Origin of the sequence: Mesosutterella porci, assembly GCF_022134585.1 — a bacterium.
GTDB classification, from domain to species: Bacteria; Pseudomonadota; Gammaproteobacteria; order Burkholderiales; family Burkholderiaceae_F; genus Mesosutterella; species Mesosutterella porci.
Window position 1 is genome coordinate 212211 of sequence record NZ_JAKNCT010000003.1, and the last position, 20990, is coordinate 233200.

The following is a 20990-nucleotide window of genomic DNA, read 5'->3' on the forward strand; positions in this document are numbered from 1 at the left end:
TGGCTCAGCTGTAGCCCAGGGTCTTCAGGGCCCGGGCATCGTCGCTCCAGCCCCGGCGCACGCGCACCCAGACCTCAAGGTGCGTGGGCTTGCCCAGCATCTGCTCGATGTCGGCGCGTGCAAGCCTCGAAATCTCGCGCAGCTTCGCCCCCTTTTCTCCGATCACGATCGGGCGGTGGCTCTCGCGCTCGACAAGCAGCGTGGCCACGATGTTCGCATGCCGCTCGTCCTCTTCCCACTTGTCAATCGTCACTGCGATCCCGTAGGGCAGCTCGTCGCCTAGCAGCCGGAAGGCCTTCTCGCGCACCGTTTCAGCGGCGAGGTAGCGCGAGCTCTTGTCCGTGTAGAGATCGGGGTCGTAGTAGGGCCCGTCCTCGGGCAGATGCCGCCGGATTTCCGTGAGCAGCTCCTCGCACTGCGTGCCCTTCTTCGCAGAAGTCGGGACGATCGCCGCAAACGGGAACTTCTGCATGGAAAGGGCCATGAGCGGCAGGAGCGCGTCGCGGTTCTTCATCTCGTCGGTCTTGTTGAGCACGAGGATCACCGAGCACTCCCGGGGCACGAGCCGCAGCACCTCTTCGTCGGCCCCCTTCCAGCCCGAGGCATCGATCACGAAAAGCACCACGTTCACGTCGGTGAGCACGCCCCGGACGACATTGTTCATGTAGTGCGTGAGACCGCTCTTGTAGCGGCTCTGGAACCCGGGGGTGTCGACGAAGATGTACTGCGCGTCCTCGCGCGTGAGAACCCCGAGCGCCCGGTCCCGGGTCGTCTGCGGCTTGTGGCTCGTGATGGAGACCTTCTCGCCCACCAGCCGGTTGATGAGCGTGCTCTTGCCCACGTTGGGCCGGCCCACCACCGCGATGTAGCCGCAACGAAAGCCTGCGGGAACCTTCCTCGCGGGCGGCAGGACAATGCCCTCCTGTCCGGGGGCTTCGGCGGATTTTTCTTCTGTCATGACTGTCCCTTCTCCCTTTATCCCTGTGCGTCCGGGGCGCGCTGCCCTTTTGCTCGCCTTCAGGACTCCACGGCCTTAAGCGAAGCGGCCTGCGGCAGGCTGCGCAGCGCCTCGAGCGCCGCCTTCGCCGCGTTTTGCTCCGCGCTCTGGCGCTTGGTGCCCTCGCCTATCGTGCGCAGGGCGAACTTCTCGATGAAGCATTCGCAGCGGAAGGTCTTCGCGTTCGCCTGCCCTTCCGCGCTAAGCACCCGGTAGACGGGCAGCGGCAGGTGGTTGCCCTGCAGCAGCTCCTGCAGCCTCGTCTTCGCATCCTTCGACATCCGCTCCGGAAGGTCCTCGAGAATGTCGCGGTAGAGCCGCAGGATCACCTTCTGCGCCTGCTCGAACCCGCCGTCGAGGAACACCGCCCCGAACACCGCCTCCATGGCGTCGGCGATGATCGAGGGACGCGTGAGCCCTCCCGAGCGGAGCTCTCCGGACCCAAGCCGCAGGAAATCGCTGATTTTCACCTCGGCGGCGATCTCGTCGAGGGCCTTCTCGCACACGAGGTTCGAGCGCACCCGCGAGAGCCTGCCTTCGGAGAAGTGCTGGTCCATTTTGAAAAGCTCGTAGCCGATAGTGCAGCCGAGCACCGAGTCGCCCAGGAATTCAAGCCGCTCGTTGTGGTCCGCGCTGAAGCTGCGGTGCGTCACCGCGCGCTGCAACAGCGCCTTGTTGCTGAAGGCGTAGCCGATGCGTTTTTCTAACTCAGTCAGTTCAAGCATTTCGCGCTCTTTTCCGCACACACTCACCTAAAAGATCCCACCCGGGACATATGCCCTATGTTAAGCCAGATAAAGAAAGCCCTGCCGATGATGTTCTGCTCGGGCACGAATCCCCAGTAGCGGCCGTCGTCGGAGTTGTCCCGGTTGTCGCCCATCACAAAGTAGCAGCCCTCGGGCACCGTGGTCTCAAAGCCCTGATCGGTGTAGTGAATCGCCCCCGGGTGGGTCGAGGGACCCATCGGGCTCGTGGCGTCGGGCGCGCGCGGGTCGAGCACGATCCGGTGCTCGACGCCCTCGAGTTTTTCCTTCTTTTCCGAAAGCGTGATCATGAGCTCGCGGTCGACATAGTCGCCCACCGCGCTCTGCGGCTGCTCGCGCCCGTTGATGAAGAGCTTCTTGCCGCTGTAGACCACATGGTCGCCGGGGGTGCCGACGATGCGCTTGATGAGGTCGGTGCCCGGGGTGAGCGGGTGATCAAAGACAATCACATCGCCCGCCTTGGGCTTCTCTCCGCGGGTGAGCCGCGTGTTGAGCACCGGGAAGCGCACGCCGTACTGGAACTTGTTCACGACGATGAAATCCCCGGCCTCGAGGGTGGGCAGCATCGAGCCCGAGGGAATGCGAAACGGCTCAATCACGAAGCTGCGCACGACAAAGACGAGGAGGATCACCGGGAAGAGCCCCGCGGTCCACTCGAGCCAGCCGGGGCGGCGGCGCGCGAGGTAGCCCGCGGTCTTGCGCGCGTCCAGCAGCTGCGGGCTCTGCTCCTCGCCGGCATGCTCGAGGTCGAAGCGCTCGAGGGCCGCCTTTTCAGCCGCGAGCCGCTTCTTTTTCCAGTAGAAGACGTCCCCCAGCCAGAAAACGCCGGTCACCACGGTGAGCACCAGCAGTATCAGTGGAAAGTTCATTCCTTGCTCCTCTCTGCTTATCAGCTTCTTTCCGGGCCGCCCGTCAGGGAATGCGGCCGACCCGCTTCATGTTCGAGAAATTGGCCCAGACGAGGAACGCCCGGCCAACGATGTTCTTTTCCGGGACAAAGCCCCAGTAGCGGCTGTCCTGCGAATAATCCCGGTTGTCGCCGAGGACGAAGTAGTGCCCCTCGGGAACCCGGCAGACGATGCCGCGGCGGCTGTAGCGGCAGTCCTGCGCGGCGCTCATCCCCGGCACCGGGCGCACTTCGGGCGACAGACGCGGATCGAGCACAATGCGGTGGCGCCGGCCGTCGAGGTTCTCGAGCCGCAGCTGCTGCCAGCTCTCCTTCGTGCCCTCGCCCGCCCGCGAAGAGGGCAGACGGCTCAGGGGCTGGCGCTCGCCGTTGATCACAAGCCTCTTGTCAAGATACACCACCTCGTCGCCGGGCACCCCCACCACGCGCTTGATGTAGTCGAGCCGCGGGTTGACCGGATAGCGGAACACGATCACGTCGCCGCGCGCGGGCTCCTTCGCCCGCACGATCTTCAGGTTGAGCAGCGGCAGCCGCAGGCCGTAGACGAACTTGTTCACGAGCACGAAGTCGCCCGGCACGAGCGTGGGCATCATCGATCCGGAGGGAATGCGGAAGGGCTCGAAGACAAAGCTGCGGAACGCAAGCACGAGCAGCAGGATCGGAAAGAGCCCGGCCGTGTAGTCGAGCCAGCGCGGGCGCCTGGCGTGCGGCCCGAGGCTCGCGAGCCTCTCGGGCGCCCACACCCAGCGGTCGAGCCCCCAGAGGACCCCGGCCGCCAGAGTGACCGCCACAATGAGCAGCGTGTAGTCCATAGCCTCCCTGCCTTCGAGCGCGCGTCAAGCCGCCCGGCGCGTTACTGGTTCCTCGCGTCGCCCATCTGCAGCACGGCGAGGAACGCCTCCTGCGGAATGGTGACGTGCCCCACCTGCTTCATGCGCTTCTTGCCCGCCTTCTGCTTTTCAAGCAGCTTTCTCTTGCGCGTGATGTCACCGCCGTAGCATTTCGCGAGCACGTTCTTGCGCATGGCCTTCACGTTCTCGCGGGCGATGATCTCCCCGCCGATCGCGGCCTGTATGGCCACATCGTACATCTGCCGCGGGATGAGCTCGCGTAGCTTCGCGGCGATCTCGCGGCCGCGCCGCCTCGCGCTGCTCCTGTGGATGATGGTCGACAGGGCGTCGACGCGGTCGCCGTTGATCAGCATGTCGACCTTGACCACGTCGCTGGCCCGGAACTCGAGGAACTCGTAGTCCATCGAGGCGTAGCCGCGGGTGATCGACTTGAGCGTGTCGAAGAAATCGAGCACGATCTCCGCAAGCGGCAGCTCATAGGTGAGGTGGACCTGGCGGCCATGGTAGGCGAGGTTCTTCTGAATGCCCCGCTTCTCCTGGCACAGCTTCATCACGGTGCCCACGTACTCGTTCGGCACGAAGATCGTCACCGTGTCGATCGGCTCGCGGATCTCCTCGATGCGGTCCACGCTGGGCAGCTTCGAGGGGTTGTCGACCTTGATCACCTCGCCGTTGGTGAGCTTCACCTCATAGACGACCGACGGGGCCGTGGTGATGAGGTTCTGGTTGTACTCGCGCTCGAGCCGCTCCTGGACGATGTCCATGTGCAGCAGCCCCAGGAACCCGGCGCGGAAGCCAAAGCCGAGGGCCTGGCTTACCTCGGGTTCGAAGTGCAGAGACGCGTCGTTGAGCTGCAGCTTCTCGAGCGCGTCGCGCAGCGAATCGTACTCCGAGGCCTCGACCGGGTAGAGCCCCGCAAAAACCTGGGGCTTCACCTCGATGAAGCCCGGCAGGGGCTCGTCGGCCGGATTCGCGGCAAGCGTCACGGTGTCGCCCACGCGGGCGTCCTTGATCTCCTTGATGCCGGCCACAATGAAGCCTACCTCGCCCGCCTGGAGCATGTCGCGGGGCGTGGACTTCGGGCTGAAGATGCCGAGCTGCTCGACCAGGTGCGTCGCCCCGGTGGCCATGAGCCTGATCTTGTCCTTCACCCGCAGCGTGCCGTCCTTGATCCGCACGAGCATCACGACGCCCACGTAGCTGTCGTACCAGGAGTCGATCACGAGGACCTTGAGCTTGCCTGCGCGGTCGCCCTTCGGGGCGGGCACGCGGTGCACGACCGTCTCGAGGATCTCGTCGATCCCCATCCCGGTCTTTGCCGAGCAGAGGATCGCGTCGTCGGCCTCGATGCCGATCACGTCCTCGATTTCGGCGCGGGCCTCGTCGGGCCGGGCCGAGGCGAGGTCCATCTTGTTGAGCACGGGGATCACCTCGACGCCAAGCTCGATGGCGGTGTAGCAGTTCGCCACCGTCTGCGCCTCAACGCCCTGCGTCGCATCGACCACAAGCAGCGCCCCCTCGCAGGCCGACAGCGAGCGCGACACTTCGTAGGAGAAGTCCACGTGCCCGGGGGTGTCGATCAGGTTGAGCTCATAGACGCAGCCGTCCTTCGCCTTGTACTTGAGGGAGGCGGTCTGGGCCTTGATCGTGATCCCGCGCTCTCGCTCGAGATCCATCGAATCGAGCACCTGCTCCTCCATCTGGCGGCTGGAAAGTCCCCCGCAGCGCTCGATGATGCGGTCGGCGAGAGTGGATTTCCCGTGGTCTATGTGGGCAATGATCGAAAAATTGCGAATGTTGTTCATGGAAGTTTATGGCGTCCGCGTCCGGGGGTCCGGCCGAAAGCGCCGCGGCCGCCGGGGACTGTTTGCTTGCGCTCCCCGGCTCGCGCGGCAGGCGTTGAATTTTATCATGGAGGACCCGGCCGGCCGAAGCGGCGGCCGGACCAGAAAGGAAGGCTTTCGGCAGCGGCGGGGCGTCAGCCGAGCCGCCGGAAGATGACGGTCGCGTTGGTCCCGCCGAAGCCGAAGGAGTTCTTCATCGCGGCGCGCACCGGCATCTGCCGTGCCTCGTTCGGGCAGCAGTCAATCGCGCAGGCGGGATCCTGGTGCTCCAGGTTGATGGTCGGGGGAACCGCCTGGTCGCGGATGGCGAGCACAGTGAAGACCGATTCAATGCCGCCCGCTCCTCCGAGCAGGTGCCCCGTCATCGACTTGGTGGAGCTCATCACAAGATGCCGGGCGGCCTCGCCGAAGACCTCGAGCACGGCGCGGCACTCGTTGGCGTCCCCGATCGGGGTCGAGGTGCCGTGGGCGTTGAGGTAATCGATGTCCGAGGGATTCATCCCCGCGTGCTCGAGGGCCATGCGCATGCAGCGCACCGGACCGTCGACCGACGGGGCGGTGATGTTGTAGGCGTCGCCCGAAAGCCCGTAGCCGGCGATTTCGCAGTAGATCCGGGCGCCGCGTGCCCGGGCGTGCTCGTACTCCTCGAGCACGAGAACGCCGCTGCCCTCGCCCATCACGAAGCCGCTCCGATCCTGGTCAAACGGCCTCGAGGCCCTCTCGGGCTCGTCGTTGCGGCGCGACAGGGCATGCATGTTGTCAAAGCCGGCGATGCCGACCGGGCAGACCGCGGCCTCGGTGCCGCCGGCCACCATCGCGTCAGCGTCTCCCCGGGCGATCATCGCCGCAGACTCGCCGATCGAGTGCAGTCCGGTCGAGCAGGCGGTCACCATGGCGACGTTGGGGCCCTTCAGTCCCTTCAGGATGGAGAACTCGCCCGAGCAGGAGTTCACGATGCAGCCCGGGATGAGGAAGGGCGAGACGCGCCTCGGGCCGCGGGCCTGCAGCGTGTTGCCGTTTTCCACGATCGAGATGAGGCCGCCGATGCCCGAACCGATCGAAACCCCGATGCGCGGCGCGTTCTCCTCGGTCACCTCCAGGCCGCTGTCCTCGAGAGCCTGCGTGGCTGCGGCGACCCCGAGCTGCACGAAGCGGTCAAAGCGGCGCGCGTCCTTCGCGGGCATGAAGCGGGTGGCGTCGAACTCCTTCACCTCGCCGGCGATCTGGCAGCCGTGCTCGGTCGGATCAAAGCGGGTGATGCGTCCGATGCCGGAGACGCCTGCCAGGGCATTTTTCCAGGCCTCTTCCACAGTATTTCCGATCGGGCAGACCATGCCGAGCCCGGTGACCACTACGCGTCGCATATTGTGCTGTTCTCCACAACAAAAAAACTCAAGACAAAAAAAGGAAACCAGTCAGCTCCTGGTTTCCTCTTCTCGGGCTGGCCGGGAGCCTTTCAGGGCCGCCGGAACCGGAAGTCAGGCATCAGGCCTTCTTCTGGTGGGCCTTGATGTAGTCGATCGCCTGCTGGACGGTGCGCAGCTTCTCCTGCTCGCTGTCAGGGATTTCGATGCCGAAGGCGTCTTCCAGGGCCATCACGAGCTCGACCGTGTCGAGGCTGTCCGCCCCGAGGTCTTCAATGAAGGCGGATTCGTTCTTGATGTCCGCTTCGTTGATGCTCAGCTGTTCGGCAACAACCTTCTTGACACGCTGTTCAATATCTTCCATTTAATTCTCCGGATTCGGACAAATGTTTACTCTGCAGAGAAAAATTGACGGATCGTGAATCCGGCCCTGCAGCAAAACTTCAATCGGGCTGAGATTATATAAGAACTCGAAAGCATTTTACCAATTCCGCCGGAATTATCCCATGTACATGCCACCGTTGACCGGGATCACGGCGCCCGTAATGTACGCGGCGGCGGGGCTCGCGAGGAAGGCGACGGACTGCGCGACATCATCCGTTCGGCCCAGACGCCCCAGCGGGATCTGCGCGAGCAGCGCGGCGCGGTGCTCTTCGGGCAGATCCCGGGTCATGTCCGTGTCAATGAAGCCCGGGGCGATGCAGTTGGCGGTGACGCCGCGGCTGCCGATCTCGCGCGCGAGCGAGCGGGTAAAGCCGATGAGGCCCGCTTTCGCAGCTGCGTAGTTCGTCTGCCCGGCATTGCCCGAGCAGGCCACCACCGAGGTGAGGTTGATGATGCGCCCGAAGCGCGCTCTGAGCATCGGGCGGCAGACCGCGCGGCAGAGCCGAAAGACCGACGACAGGTCGGTGACGATCACCCGCTCCCAGTCCTCGTCCTTCATCCGCATGAGCAGTCCGTCTCGGGTGATGCCCGCATTGTTCACGAGAATGTCAAGGTGCCCGCGGTCGCGCACGATGCCGGCCACAAGCTCGTCGCACAGGGCTGCGTCGTTAACGTCAAGCTGCGCGCCGCGGCCCGCGCCGGGGCGAACGGCCTCAAGGCGGGCCGTTATTTTCTCCGCGCCTTCGGCGCTCGTGGCAGTGCCGATCACTTCCGCGCCCATGCGCGCAAGCAGGTCGGCCGTGGCGGCTCCGATGCCCCGGGTTGCTCCTGTCACGAGCGCGACGCGGCCGGACAGGCAGTCAGAAGAAAAAATGCTGTTTTCCATAGAGTTTCTCCTCGTGCTTTCAGGCCTTTGCCTCAGCTGATCGCCCGAAGCGCCGCCTCAAGCGTCTCCTCGCTGCTCACGCTGTAGCAGGGGATGTCCGGGACGCAGCGCCGCGCAAGCCCCGAGAGCACGCGGCCAGGCCCGCACTCGATCATGTGCGTGACGCCCGCCCGCTTCATCTCGGCCATGATCGAGGACCACAGCACCGGGCTGCAGGCCTGGCGCGCGAGCGCCCCGCGTATGGCCTCGGGCGTCGTATGCAGCCGGGCGTCCACATTGGCGTAGACCGGGATGCGGCAGGGCTTCACCCCGGTGCTTTCAAGCCTCTGCGCGAGCCGGTCGCGGGCCGGCTTGAGCAGTGAGCTGTGAAACGGCGCCGAAACGGCAAGCCTCAGCGCGCGCTTCGCGCCCTTCTGCCGGCACAGCTCGCAGGCCCGCTCGAGCGCTTCGCTGATTCCCGCGATCACGACCTGGCCGGGGCAGTTGAAGTTCACCGGCTCGACCACGCCCGCGGCGGAGGCCTCCGCGCAGGCCGCCCGCACGTCCTCGTCGGAGAGCCCGAGGATCGCGGCCATGCCGCCGCGGCCCACCGGCACCGCCTCCTGCATTGCACGGGCGCGGAAGCGCACGAGCGGAACCGCCTCCTCGAGTTCAAGCGAGCCGGCGGCCGTAAGCGCCGAGTACTCGCCCAGGCTGTGCCCGGCCATGACGGCGGGCTCGGGGCCGCCGGCCTCGCGGTACGCCTCGTAGAAAGCAACCGAAGCGGCAAGCAGCGCCGGCTGCGTGTTCACGGTGAGGTTGAGCTTGTCGGCCGGACCTTCGCTGCAAAGCCGCACAAGATCCTCGCCGAGGGCTTCGCCCGCACGCCGCATGACCGACTCCGCGGCAACGTTGCCTGCAAACCCGGAGAGCATGCCGACGCTCTGCGAGCCCTGCCCGGGGAAAAGTATTGCCAAGCGCATGAATGGTTCCTTTAGTTTTGTCTGTACCGCCGCGCCGGAGGAGGCCTTTCCGCTCCTGCGGGCGGCCTGCCCCCGCGCCGTTCCTGAATCATATAACAGAGACGGGCCCCGGCGCCCCGCTTCAGTAGCGCAGCAGCGAGGCCGCGCAGGTCATGCCCGCGCCGACCCCCTGCAGCAGGGCCGTCTGCCCGCGCCGCAGCCGGCCGCTTCTCACCGCCTCGTCGAGCGCGAGCGGAACGGAGGCCGCGCACGTGTTGCCGTGGTGCGTCACGGCCGTTTCCATTCGGTCCTGTGGAATCCCGAGCCGGGCCGCCACGTGGGTCATGATGCGGATGTTGGCCTGGTGGGGAATGTAGCAGTCAATGTCCGAGGCGTTCATCCCCGCCCGGGCGAGCACCTCCCGGGCGGTCGACTCGAGCGACTCCACCGCCTCGCGGAACACCGCCCGCCCCTCCATGTGGAGGAAGCCGCTGCCAAGGAGCCTGCCGCCTTCGATGCGGCCCGGAACCCGCAGGATGTCTCCGCGGCTGCCGTCTGCAACAAGGACGCCTGCGACCAGACCGGGCTCGTCGCTCGCCTCAAGGACCACGGCGCCCGCTCCATCGCCGAAGAGCACGCAGCTCGAGCGGTCATCCCAGTCGAGCAGCCTCGAGAAGGTGTCCGCCCCCGCGACGAGAGCCCGGCGCGCCGCGCCGCTCCGAATCAGCGAATCGGCTGTGATGAGCGCGTAGACGAACCCCGAGCAGACCGCCTGCAGGTCAAAGCAGCCGCAGGGCGGTATGCCGAGCGAGGCCTGCAGCCTGCAGGCCTCGGAGGGGAAGAGCTCGTCGGGGGTGGTCGTGGCCACGATCACGAGGTCGATGTCCGACGGGCCGCAGGAGGCGGCCTGCAGCGCGCTTCTGGAGGCCTCGAGGGCGAGCGTGTGGGTCGTCTCGCCTTCCGAGACGATGCACCGCTCGGCGATCCCGGTTCTCGTGCGTATCCACTCGTCGCTCGTTTCGATGCCTCGTGCAGCAAGCGCTGCGGCCAGTTCGGCGTTGGTCACGCGCCTGGTGGGCAGGGCGCTGCCGGTGCCGGCAATACGGCTGAAAAGAGTTGGTCCAGTCACTCGAAGCAAGCCTCCTCGGGATGAAAAACACTTAAAAAAAGAGGGTTGGATGAACCAGCCCTCTTTTCTTCGCTTGCGCATTCAATGTCTCTTGCGGAACCGACGCGTTCATGCCCGGCATGAACCCGGGACCTGTCCCAGCCCTCCCCGAGAGGAAGGCCGATGCTCCTTCGCTAGAGGAAGAAGCTCTGGCCGTGGGGCCCAGGCAGCACAGGCTGTCTCAGGCCGCAAGCCCACACCCGGAAAAAAACGCGGCGATGCCGCTGCAGGACATTATTCCTCGTCTTTCTTGGTCTCGACCACTTTCTTGCCGCGGTAGAAGCCCGACGGGCTGATGTGGTGACGGCGAGTCACTTCACCGGTCGTCGGCTCGACGGCGAGAGCCGGATTGGAAAGAAAGTCATGCGAACGACGATTGCCACGGCGGGCAGTCGATTTTTTATTCTGTTGTACAGCCATTTTTAGACCCCACGTTGAAAACAGGGCATTATAAACAAATCTCCGGAATTTTGTGAAGGGCTTCCGGAAAAAACCTAATGCCTGACCTTCAGCCCCGCGAGAACGGCAAAGGGACTGCGGCTGCCCCCTTTGCCGGGCTCATCCTCTTCCCCGGGCCCGGAGGGCGGCTCGCAGTCATCGTGCGCAGGGAAAAGCGGCAGCGCCAGGAGCACTTCCTCCTCGACCCACGCGGCCGCGTCAAAGCGGGTAGATCCTACAACAATTTCGTCATCCCCGTCTTCGGAAAGCGGGATGGCGTCGGCCTCGGCCTCGCTCTTCGCAAAGAGAAAGGAAGTCTCTAGGTGCACGGGCAGCGTGATCGGAGCGCCGCAGCGGCAGCAAGTCCCGTGCAGCTCCCCCTTCACACTCAGCACTGCCCCTGCAAGCCCGCGGCGCCCTTCGGTTCCCTGCGCCCTCCAGGCGAGGTGCCCGCTCAGAAACGCCCCCGGAGCGGCGGCGAGCCTCGGCAGCTCAGAGACCTCGAGCACACCGGAGGCGCACTGCCGGTCCTGCGAAAGCCTGAACACATCTATCAGGACCGCTCCCATGCCTGTTTCCTCTAGTTCGTTACAATAAGTGCCCATTATGATAAAGAATCCTCCGCTTATTTTGGCCTCAAGCTCGCGCTACCGCCGCGAGCTGCTTGACAGGCTCGGGATCGCCTACGAGGCGATCGCCTCCGACATCGACGAAAGCTCCCTCGATGGCGAAACCCCGCTGCAGACCTCGCAGAGGCTCGCCGTGGAAAAGGCGCGCTTTGTCGCGAAGAGCCACCCCGGGGCCGTCGTGATCGGCTCCGACCAGGTCGCGGACCTGGGCGGGAAAAAGCTCGGCAAGCCCCACACCCGGGAGCGTGCGGTCGAACAGCTGCTCGCCATGCAGGGCCGCACCGTCACCTTCTACACGGCCCTCGCCGTGATCGCGCCCGACGGCACGGCGCGCGAGCGGCTTTCGGCCACCGAGGTGCGCATGCGGCCGCTCTCGCGCGAGACGATCGAAGCCTACGTGGACCGCGAAAAACCCTTTGACTGCGCTGGGTCGGCCAAAATCGAAAGCCTGGGGATCGCGCTCATGGAGTCGGTGAAGTCCGACGACCCCACCTCGCTCATCGGGCTGCCGCTCATCGCGCTCACCACGCTGCTCGCCCAGTCCGGGCTCGAGGTGCTTCCGGGGCTGCGCTGAGCGCGCCCCTTCCCTTCTGCCCGCGGGCTTCAGGCGGCGGGCAACAGGTCTTCCACCCCCATCGCGCGCGCGAGCTGCGGCACGTCATCGACCACCGCCCGGGGCGAAAGCGCTTCGAGCGAGTCGCGCCGGGCCGCGCCCCAGGTGACCCCGATCGCGGGCACCCCGGCCGCGCGCGCCATCTCAAGGTCGTGCACCGCATCGCCCACCATCACCATGCGCGGGGCCGGCACGCACAGCTCCTCGGACAGCTCGATCAGCATGTCCGGGGCAGGCTTGGAGGCGGTTTCGTCCGCCGTCTTCGTCGCAACGAAAAGCGGCCCCGCCCCAGTCTTGCGGAAGACGCGGTTGAGCCCCCCGCGGCTCTTGCCAGTGGCGACCGCCAGCCACAGGCCCGCGCGCTTCATGTTCGAGAGGAGCGCCTCAATGCCGGGATGCAGCCCGGGCAGCCCCGCCTCCTGTCCGATGTAGGCCTTCCAGTACTCGGCGGCGAAGCGCTCGTACTCCGAGGCCGGACACTCGGGCACCGCCCGGCGCATCATGTCCTCGTGCCCGAGGCCGATCACGCTCTCGGCCACCGCAAATGTGGGCTCGGGATAGCCGAGGCTGCGGGCAGCCTGCTGGATCGACAACGCGATGAAACGCGTCGTATCCATGAGCGTTCCGTCCCAGTCGAAGACGTAGAGTTCAAACGGCCTTTTTTCTCTGTTCATCGAGTGTGTCCAGCAGGTTACGGCAGGCCCCGGGCAGCGGCGCCTCGATCAGGAGCGGCTCGCGGGTCACCGGATGCTCGAAGGAAAGCCTCGCCGCATGCAGGAACATGCGCCTGAAGGGGACGCCGAGCGAGCCCTTTTCCACCGAGCGGTTGAAGTCGAAGTCTCCGTACTTGTCGTCGCCCACGAGCGGGAAGCCGCTGGCCGCGGCGTGCACGCGGATCTGGTGGGTGCGCCCCGTGAGCAGCTCGACGTCGAGGTAGCTCACCGGCCCGTAGCGGCGCAGCAGCGTGAAAATCGAGTGGGCGGGAACTCCCTTTTCCTCGTCGACGCGGACGCGCCGCTCGCCTTCGCGGGTGACGTACTTGAACAGCGGCAGCTTCACGTGCTGGCGCTCGTTCTGCCAGTCGCCCTTCACAAGCGCCCGGTAGTGCTTCTCGACGCCGCCCTCGCGCATCTGCCGCTGCAGGCGCACCAGCGCGCGGCGGCTCTTGCAGATCACGATCGCTCCCGAGGTGTCCCGGTCCAGGCGGTGGGCGAGCTCGAGGAAGGGCTCGCCCGGGCGGCTCGCCCGCAGCCGCTCGATCAGCCCGAAGGCAATGCCGCTGCCTCCGTGGCAGGCGAGCCCCGCAGGCTTGTCGACCACGAGCAGGTCGCGGTCTTCGAAAAGAATCGGAAGCGTGTCGTCAGGCAGCGGAGCGGCCCGGGGGCCGGAATCCTGCCTTTGCGCGATCCGCATCGGGGGCACCCGCACGACATCGCCTTTTTCAAGCCGCCGCTCGGCGCTGCAGCGGCTGCGGTTCACCCGCACCTCGCCGCTGCGCAGGATGCGGTAGACGTGACTTTTCGGCACCCCGCGGCAGACCCGCAGCAGGAAATTGTCAATTCTCTGCCCCGCGGCATCCTCACCGATCTCCACCCAGTTCACCTGCTCGGGCGAGAGGCTGAGGGCCCTCGAGGAGGGCACCGGCACAATTTCTCTTGATTTCAGCTCAGACATAGATGTTATCCACTATACTATAGGGCGTCGTTTTCAGGTGCGGACCCCCGTTAAGCCCCATCCGGTTTCGAGCAACCCTTGCCGGTCTGCCGTTTTTCCGCGCTTCGCGCAGCAAAAAACACGCGGCCTGCCGTTGTGGTCCCCTGACGATCAGATAGCCCGGCGCCCCTGAGGCCCCGGGCGGCGGTGACGCCCCCCGCGTAGCGAAGATGCGCCTTTCATTATGGCGATTTTCGCGCCCGGGCCGGCGCCGCCGTGGAAAAAGTATTTGTTTTTTGACTAAGGCAAGTCCTGTACTCGCGCCCAGAAATGCCGCCGGCGAGACGCCACGGCGAAGCTGCGCGCTGGAGGACGGACGAGCCGGTCGGGCCCGTGCGAGAGCATCACGCCCCCGACTGCGAAAGAATGCATGGAGTGCCGCAGCCGGCCCGCCCCCCGAAGAAAGAAGCGGGCAACGGCCGGTGCGTGCACGTTTTGTTTTTTTGGCTGTTTTTTTGGATCAACCCTGAACGTGGATAGCGCTCGAACTGCTGTCATGACGGAGCTGCACGGCGGCGCGGAGGACTCCTTCCCCCGGGCCCGGGGCCGCGCTGTCTGCAGACCGGGCCCGTCCGCCTCCGGATGCCGGCGACGCGAGAACCCGGGCATTGCTCAGCAGCGTTGAGAGAAAGCGGCCGCCAGGCCGCCGCAGCCGAAAATCCCAGTGCAGGCTTCCGCACGCTTGACGCGCCCGCGACAGTGGCGCCAAGGAGTGCTCAAGTGAAGCGCATGCTATTCAACGCCATCCACTCGGAAGAGACCCGGGTGGCGATCGTCGACGGGCAGACCCTGGTTGACATCGACATCGAGACCGTCGGACACGAGCAGCACAAGTCCAACATCTACAAGGGCATCATCACCCGCATCGAGCCCTCGCTCGAGGCCTGCTTTGTCGACTACGGCGAAGAGCGCCACGGCTTCCTCCCCTTCAAGGAAGTTTCCCGCAGCTACTTCAGCAAGGACGTCGACGTCCACAACTGCACCATCAAGGAGGCGCTGAGGGAAGGCCAGGAAATCATCGTCCAGGTCGAGAAGGAGGAGCGCGGCAACAAGGGCGCCGCCCTCACCACGTTCATTTCGCTGGCCGGCCGCTACCTCGTTCTGATGCCGAACAACCCGAGGGGCGGCGGCGTCTCGCGCAGGATCGAGGGCGAGGAGCGCCAGGAGCTGCGCCACGCGATCGAAGAGCTCAACCTCCCGCAGGGCATGTCGGTCATCGCCCGCACGGCCGGCATAGGCCGCTCCGTGGAAGAGCTGCAGTGGGACCTTGACTACCTGCTCAAGCTCTGGAGCGCGATCTGCGAGGCCGCGACCCCGCAGTACGAGCTCACCCGCACCGAAAACGGCCGCACGACCACCACTTACGTCACCGAGCCGGTCGTCGACGGGCAGCACCTCAAGCGCATGAACCCCGCCCCGTTCCTGATCGTCGAGGAGAGCAACCTCGTCATCCGCGCGGTGCGCGACTACTTTCAGCCCGACATCGGGGAGATTCTCGTCGACACGGACGAAATCTACGACCAGGTGCGGCAGTTCATGCTCTACGTCATGCCCGACATGGTGAACCGCGTGAAGCGCTACCGCGAGGAAACCCCGCTGTTCTCCCGCTTCCAGATCGAGCACCAGATTGAAACCGCCTATTCGCGCACCGTGACGCTGCCCTCGGGCGGCGCGATCGTGATCGACCACACCGAGGCTCTCGTTGCGGTCGACGTCAACTCCGCGCGCGCCACCCGCGGCTCCGACATCGAGGAGACCGCCTTCCGCACCAACTGCGAGGCCGCCGACGAAATCGCCCGGCAGATGAGGCTGCGCGACCTGGGCGGCCTTGTCGTCATCGATTTCATCGACATGGAGGACCCCCGCAACCAGCGCGCGATCGAGCAGCGCCTCAAGGAGGCCCTGCGCTATGACCGCGCCCGCGTCCAGATGGCGAAGATCAGCCGCTTCGGGCTGATGGAGCTGTCGCGCCAGAGGCTGCGCCCGGCCCTCTCCGAAGGCCATCACATCACCTGCCCGCGCTGCAACGGCATCGGCGTGATCCGCGACACGGAAAGCAGCGCCCTGCAGGTGCTGCGCATCATCCAGGAGGAGGCCGCCAAGGACGGAACCGGAGCGATCCACGCCCAGGTGCCCGTCGACGTGGCCACTTATCTCCTTAATGAAAAGCGCGCCGACATCGCGAAGATCGAACAGCGCAACCGCATTCCCGTGGTGCTCATCCCCAACACGGCGCTTGAGACCCCGCATTACCACATCGAGCGGCTGCGCGCGACCGACGAGCGGCTTGAGGACAATGTGGCGAGCTTTGAGCGCGTCGAGGACCTGCAGCCTGTCGCGACCGACCCCTACGCGCTGAAGAGCGAGGACAACCGCCCGGCCCGCCCCAAGCAGATTCCGGTGATCAAGAGCATCGCCCGTGACACGCCGGCCCCGGCCCACGTGGAGCACACGAGGAAGACCGAGCCGGAGCAGGCCCCGAAGGCACCCGCCCCCAGGGCCGCGGCGCCGAAGAAAGGCTTCTTCTCACGTCTGATTGACCGGCTGCTCGGCAGCTCCGGGGAAGACAAGCCCGCAAAGCAGGAGGCGAAGCCCGCTCAGGCCGCTCCTGAAAAGAAAGCGCCGGAGTCTGAGGAAGACTCGCGTCAGGCCCGCCGCGGACGCGGCAGAGGCCGCGGACGCGCGGCCTCCGAGCGCCGCGCCGATGCCGCCGCGAAGGAGAGGACCCAGACCGGGGAAGAAGGCGAGGAAAAGCGTGAAGACCGGGGCGAGCGGGGTGCGGAGCACCGCGCGCCGCGTCCCCTTGAGTCCGAAACCCGGCGCCGCCGCTCGAGGCGCGTGCGCCAGACGGAGCGCGCCGCCGCGCCGACACAGGAAGAGCGGACGGAGCCCGCAGTGAACGAAGCTTCTGAGCCCGCCGCCAGGCCCGCTCCCGAGGAAAAGGCCAAGCCGCGCGCCGCGCAGCCCGCTCAGACCTCGTCCGAAGAGGCTCCGAGCGCCAGGCCTGAAGCGCAGGGGGCCGCCGCCAGGCCCGCTCCCGAGGAAAAGGCCAGGCCGCGCGCCGCGCAGCCCGCTCAGACCCCGTCCGGAGAGGCTCCGAGCGCCAGGCCTGAAGCGCAGGGGGCCGCCGCCTCCGCGGAAGGCGAGGCCCGCCGCCGTCGCCGCCGCCGCGGCTCGCGCCGCTCCGAAGAGGGTGCCGCCTCCGAGCCCGAGAACCCAGAGGCGCTCGCCGCCCAGGAGATGAAGGCGATCGAGGACAAGGCCGCCCGCCTTGCGATCGCGCCGGCTGCCGCGGACAACGCCGTGTCCGACGTGAACCCGGTCGCCCAGGCCGTGGCAAGCGCCGTGGACGCGCCGGTTGCTGAAGCTACCCGCGAGGCCGGCCGCAGCGAAGGCCGCCGCGGCCGCCACAGCCGCAGGGGCCGCAAGGGCGAGCGCCGCGAGGAGTCCGCGGCCCAGAAGCCCGAGGCCGCCTCGGAAGAGACTGCACAGGCCGCGCCGCAGCAGCCTGCCGCCGTCTCCGAAGAGGAGCGCCGGGAGGAGCCGCAGCAGCGCGAGGAATCCCCGCGGGAGACGCCTCGGCAGACGGCCGAGGCCGCCCCGAAGGCTGAGGCTGCCCCGCAGCGCGCCGCCGAAGCGCCCGTTCAGGTCGAAACCCGGCCCGAACCCGCCAAGAGTGCGGCTGAAGAAGGCGCCACCATCGCAGAAGGCGCCGCGGGCATTGAAAAAGAGCTCGAGGCCTCGGGCCTGCAGGTCGTGCACACCAACCCCGATCTCGTGGGCGAAGTGAGCTACACCCAGCCCAAGGCTCCCGGCCGTCCGCGCCGGGTGCTGCCGCCGGCCGAAAAGGTCGAGATGGTGCAGATCGAAACCAAAAAAGACCTCTGAGGCCTTTCGCGGGCAGGCGCGCCCTCCGGCCCCCTCATCTGCGGGGAGCCCGGACGCGCGCCGCGCCTGCACTGACCAGACAAATCCATGGCCGACCAGAAAGACAACAGCCGGGTGATCCCGATCGTCCTTGCCCCCTCTCCCGCCGCGCCGATCCCGGTGTCAGGACCGGTCCGCGTATCGAGCGGCCACTGGATCGATCGCCGCGGGCGCCCTCTCGAGGACATCCGCATCTCGCTCACCGACCACTGCAACTTCCGCTGCCGCTACTGCAAGCCCAAGGAAGTATGGAACGACTACAAGGCTTACCTCCCGCACGAGGAGCTGCTCAGCTTCGAGGAGATCACGCGCATCGCGCGCGTGGCTGCGGCCCACGGCGTGACGAAAATCAGGCTCACGGGCGGCGAGCCGCTGCTCAGGAAAGGCGTGGAGGAGCTCGTCGCCGACCTGGCGCGGCTGCGCACCCCGCAGGGCCGCCCGCTTGAAATCGCGATGACGACGAACGGGTCGCTGCTGCGCAGAAAGGCTCGCGCCCTGCGCAAGGCGGGGCTGTCGCGCGTCACGGTGTCGCTTGACGCGCTCGACGAGGAGATCTTCCAGTCGCTCAACGATGTGGGATTCCCGGCGGCCAAGGTCCTCGACGGAATCCGCGCGGCGCTCGAAGCGGGCTTTGAAAACACCAAAGTGAACACCGTGGTGAAGCGCGGCGTGAACGAGTCGCAGATCATTCCGCTGCTGGAGCACTTCGAAGGCAGCGGAGTCTCCGTCCGCTTCATCGAATACATGGACACCGGCAACTCGAACGGCTGGAGGATGAACGACGTCGTCACGGCCGCGCAGATTCTCTCGATCGTCCGCTCGCGCTACGACATCGAGCCCGTTGCGCCGAAAAACCCCAGCGAGACCGCCACGCGGTGGCGCTACGGACGCTCCGGCAGCGAATTCGGCTGCATCTGCTCGGTCTCTGCGCCGTTCTGCCGCAGCTGCTCGAGGCTCCGCGTGTCGCTTGACGGCACGGCCTACCTGTGCCTCTTCGCCGAGAGCGGCGTCGACCTGCGCACGATGATGCGCGCCGGGGGCACGGACGAGGAGCTCGCGCAGGCGCTCGGCCGCATCTGGAGCGCCCGCGACAACCACTACTCGGAGCTCCGGCAGAGCGGTCCCGCGCAGACGGGCAAGCGCGTCGAAATGAGCTACATCGGGGGCTGAAGGCGGGGCCCCTTCGGCACGGGCCAAAAAAACGGCCGCCTTCGCAGCAACGGCGCCGCCAAACGGGATACCATTAAAAAACTGCCCTTCAGGATTATTTATAAGAACACCGCACTATGTTTAGCAATCCTTCAGCGATCACATTCGTGGGCTACCTCGTGCTGATGGTGCTCGTAGGCTTCTACGCCTGGCACCACACGAGCAGCTTCGGCGACTACATTCTGGGAGGCCGCAAGCTCGGCGGCCTGGTCACCGCGCTCTCGGTAGGTGCCTCGGACATGAGCGGCTGGCTGCTGATGGGACTGCCCGGAGCGGTGTTCCTCTCGGGCATCTGCGAGTCCTGGATCGCGATCGGGCTCACGATCGGCGCCTGGGTGAACTGGCGCGTGACCGCCGCAAGACTGCGCATCTACACCGAGATCTCCCACAACGCCCTCACGATCCCCGACTACTTCCGCCAGCGCTTTGAAGACAAGACGAACGTGCTCGCCGTGATCGCCGCAACGATCATCCTTATTTTCTTCACGATCTACTGCGCCTCGGGCATGGTGGCCGGCGCAAGGCTGTTTGAAAACGCCTTCCACCTCGACTACAGCCGCGCGCTGTGGATCGGGGCGGCCGCGACCATTACCTACGTGTTCATCGGCGGGTTCCTCGCCGTGTCCTGGACCGACACGATCCAGGCGACGCTCATGTGCGTCGCGCTCGTGGTCACCCCGATCGCGGTAGTGATCGATTCGGGCGGCGTCGAGGCGGCCACGGCAACCGTCGCCTCCATCAACCCGAACATGGTGAACATGATGAGCGGCCAGACCATCGTCGGCGTCATCTCTCTGCTCGCCTGGGGGCTCGGCTACTTCGGCCAGCCGCACATCCTCGTGCGTTTCATGGCGACGCGCTCGATCCGCGTGATCCCGAACGCGCGGCGCATCTCCATCACCTGGATGATCTTCTGCCTGGTGGGCACCTGCGCCTGCGGCTTCTTCGGCGCCGCCTTCTTCGCGAACCACCCCGAGCTCGCCGGTCCCGTGACGGAAAACCACGAGCGCGTCTTCATCGAGCTGTGCAACATTCTCTTCAACCCCTGGATCGCGGGCGTGCTGATGTCGGCGATCCTCGCGGCCGTGATGTCGACGCTGTCGTGCCAGCTGCTCGTGTGCTCCTCAACCCTCACGGAGGACTTCTACCGCCGGATCCTGCGTCCGAAGGCCGGCAACCGCGAACTCATGATCTTCAGCCGCGGCATGGTTCTCATGGTCGCTCTGGTCGCAATCTTTCTCGCCATGGACCCGAACAACCTCGTGCTCTCGCTCGTGTCCTACGCCTGGGCGGGCTTTGGCGCAGCCTTCGGGCCCGTGATCCTCATCTCCCTGTGGTGGAAGCGCATGACCCGAGGCGGTGCGCTCGCCGGCATGGTGACCGGCGCCGTGACGGTGCTGGTCTGGCACCACTTCGCCTGGTTCGGGCTCTATGAAATCATCCCCGGCTTCCTCTTCGCCTGCATCGCGATCTGGGCCGTGAGCCTGCTCGAGCCCGCGCCCTCCGCCTCCGTGGAAAAGAACTTCGGGCTGATGGAAAAGCGCCTGCAGGCCGAATCCTGACGCGGGTCCCCTTTGCGGACCCGGCACGCCCCGCCGAAGCTCAGCCCAGGCGGGGCGTTTTTTTGCCTTTTCACTGCAAGGCCCCGCGGGCCCCAGGGGTCTGGCAGGGGCGCGCCCGCCAGAGACCGGACCGGAAAACAAAATCCCGCTCCCGGCGCTCCTGCCTGCCGAAAGATCGGGTAGAGAGTGACCTCACGGTCACTCCCTCCCACACCGCATTGCCCCGGTGAGGGCTGCGGACATGCCGTTCGGCATCCGGCGGTGTCCAAACGTAAGAGGCGGGCTTACTGCATCTCGAGGACGCCGAAAAGCCCCATCCGCTTGAAGAAGCTGTTGTCGAACGCTTGCCGCATGTGGAGGGCTTTCGAATTCCACCACGCCCCGCGGCCGTTGACTGAGCTCTTCCATGCTCTTTCGGGGGCTATGCCCCTTCTGATCAGATTTCGCTCTCTCGTCCGCGGGTTCTTCCACGCAATCCGATGGTTGCGCGCAGGAAAGTTCCTCGCACACAGTAGAAGATGTCCTTCCGTTTGTCACGGAGCCGTCCGAAGCTTTTCGGGTGCGCGCAGGGCGCACCTGTTGTGCCGACGAAGGTGCAGCCGAGAAATTTCGCTCTGTTGGGGCGAAACACGCCGCTCTTGCCGCGATTGACTCGCAGCTTGAGCCTCCCCTCTATAAAAAGCGATTAAGTTCTCGAGCACTCGTTCCCCCGCTCTCCTCGATCTGACGTAAACATTGTTATCGTCAGCATACCGGGTAAATCGCAGGCCCCGCTTTTCGAGGTATTTGTCCA

At 66.0% G+C, this 20990-nt stretch carries 18 protein-coding genes; 4 read left to right on the forward strand and 14 right to left on the reverse strand.

The features are described 5' to 3' along the window. Window positions 1-4: 4 nt before the first annotated feature. The 12 genes from era to MAF45_RS03800 all read right to left on the reverse strand — a co-directional run bounded on the left by era (window position 5) and on the right by MAF45_RS03800 (window position 11149). On the reverse strand, window positions 5-958 hold the full coding sequence (era, locus tag MAF45_RS03745; protein ID WP_237978208.1) for a GTPase Era: 954 nt from the start codon (window positions 956-958) through the stop codon (window positions 5-7). A gap of 59 nt (window positions 959-1017) precedes the next feature. Then, window positions 1018-1722, reverse strand: coding sequence for a ribonuclease III (gene rnc / locus MAF45_RS03750; protein WP_237978209.1), 705 nt, complete (start codon window positions 1720-1722; stop codon window positions 1018-1020). Window positions 1723-1745: 23 nt separating this feature from the next. Continuing rightward, window positions 1746-2630 (reverse strand): signal peptidase I, encoded by an 885-nt coding sequence (lepB, locus tag MAF45_RS03755; protein WP_237978210.1) that lies wholly within the window; start codon window positions 2628-2630, stop codon window positions 1746-1748. A gap of 43 nt (window positions 2631-2673) precedes the next feature. Further along, complete coding sequence (lepB, locus tag MAF45_RS03760) at window positions 2674-3480, reverse strand: signal peptidase I (protein ID WP_237978211.1); 807 nt, start codon at window positions 3478-3480, stop codon at window positions 2674-2676. Window positions 3481-3521: 41 nt separating this feature from the next. Beyond that, window positions 3522-5324: a translation elongation factor 4 gene (gene lepA / locus MAF45_RS03765; RefSeq protein WP_237978212.1), complete on the reverse strand. Its 1803-nt coding sequence runs from the start codon at window positions 5322-5324 to the stop codon at window positions 3522-3524. 173 nt (window positions 5325-5497) lie between these two features. Further along, window positions 5498-6727: a beta-ketoacyl-ACP synthase II gene (gene fabF / locus MAF45_RS03770; RefSeq protein WP_237978213.1), complete on the reverse strand. Its 1230-nt coding sequence runs from the start codon at window positions 6725-6727 to the stop codon at window positions 5498-5500. 121 nt (window positions 6728-6848) lie between these two features. Continuing rightward, window positions 6849-7091 carry an acyl carrier protein gene (gene acpP / locus MAF45_RS03775; RefSeq protein WP_237978214.1) on the reverse strand — a complete coding sequence of 81 codons (243 nt, stop codon included), beginning with the start codon at window positions 7089-7091 and terminating at the stop codon, window positions 6849-6851. Between the two features lie 135 nt (window positions 7092-7226). Beyond that, window positions 7227-7997 carry a 3-oxoacyl-ACP reductase FabG gene (gene fabG, locus MAF45_RS03780; protein WP_237978215.1) on the reverse strand — a complete coding sequence of 257 codons (771 nt, stop codon included), beginning with the start codon at window positions 7995-7997 and terminating at the stop codon, window positions 7227-7229. Window positions 7998-8029: 32 nt separating this feature from the next. Further along, entirely contained in the window at window positions 8030-8959 is a 930-nt protein-coding gene (gene fabD / locus MAF45_RS03785; protein WP_237978216.1) for an ACP S-malonyltransferase, read from the reverse strand. A gap of 121 nt (window positions 8960-9080) precedes the next feature. Next, window positions 9081-10067 (reverse strand): beta-ketoacyl-ACP synthase III, encoded by a 987-nt coding sequence (locus MAF45_RS03790; protein ID WP_237978217.1) that lies wholly within the window; start codon window positions 10065-10067, stop codon window positions 9081-9083. A gap of 273 nt (window positions 10068-10340) precedes the next feature. Further along, window positions 10341-10526 carry a 50S ribosomal protein L32 gene (gene rpmF / locus MAF45_RS03795; protein WP_237978218.1) on the reverse strand — a complete coding sequence of 62 codons (186 nt, stop codon included), beginning with the start codon at window positions 10524-10526 and terminating at the stop codon, window positions 10341-10343. Between the two features lie 74 nt (window positions 10527-10600). Beyond that, window positions 10601-11149, reverse strand: a complete 549-nt coding sequence (locus MAF45_RS03800; RefSeq protein WP_237978219.1) for a YceD family protein — start codon at window positions 11147-11149, stop codon at window positions 10601-10603. 1 nt (window position 11150) lies between these two features. Between MAF45_RS03800 and MAF45_RS03805 the strand changes: the two genes are divergently transcribed. Beyond that, complete coding sequence (locus MAF45_RS03805) at window positions 11151-11747, forward strand: Maf family protein (protein WP_237978220.1); 597 nt, start codon at window positions 11151-11153, stop codon at window positions 11745-11747. 29 nt (window positions 11748-11776) lie between these two features. Here the strand turns inward: MAF45_RS03805 and MAF45_RS03810 are convergent, their stop codons facing one another. Both MAF45_RS03810 and MAF45_RS03815 read right to left on the reverse strand, forming a co-directional pair. Next, window positions 11777-12460, reverse strand: coding sequence for an HAD family hydrolase (locus MAF45_RS03810; protein ID WP_237978221.1), 684 nt, complete (start codon window positions 12458-12460; stop codon window positions 11777-11779). Further along, window positions 12435-13460: an RluA family pseudouridine synthase gene (locus MAF45_RS03815; RefSeq protein ID WP_237978222.1), complete on the reverse strand. Its 1026-nt coding sequence runs from the start codon at window positions 13458-13460 to the stop codon at window positions 12435-12437. Before MAF45_RS03815 ends, MAF45_RS03810 begins: the two co-directional genes overlap by 26 nt. A 759-nt stretch (window positions 13461-14219) precedes the next feature. Between MAF45_RS03815 and MAF45_RS03820 the strand changes: the two genes are divergently transcribed. From MAF45_RS03820 to putP, 3 genes are all read left to right on the forward strand, one after another. Then, window positions 14220-17387 (forward strand): ribonuclease E/G, encoded by a 3168-nt coding sequence (locus MAF45_RS03820; RefSeq protein WP_237978223.1) that lies wholly within the window; start codon window positions 14220-14222, stop codon window positions 17385-17387. Between the two features lie 87 nt (window positions 17388-17474). After that, on the forward strand, window positions 17475-18596 hold the full coding sequence (gene moaA / locus MAF45_RS03825) for a GTP 3',8-cyclase MoaA (protein WP_237978224.1): 1122 nt from the start codon (window positions 17475-17477) through the stop codon (window positions 18594-18596). Window positions 18597-18712: 116 nt separating this feature from the next. Continuing rightward, window positions 18713-20197 (forward strand): sodium/proline symporter PutP, encoded by a 1485-nt coding sequence (gene putP, locus MAF45_RS03830; RefSeq protein ID WP_237978225.1) that lies wholly within the window; start codon window positions 18713-18715, stop codon window positions 20195-20197. The last annotated feature ends 793 nt before the right edge of the window (window positions 20198-20990 follow it).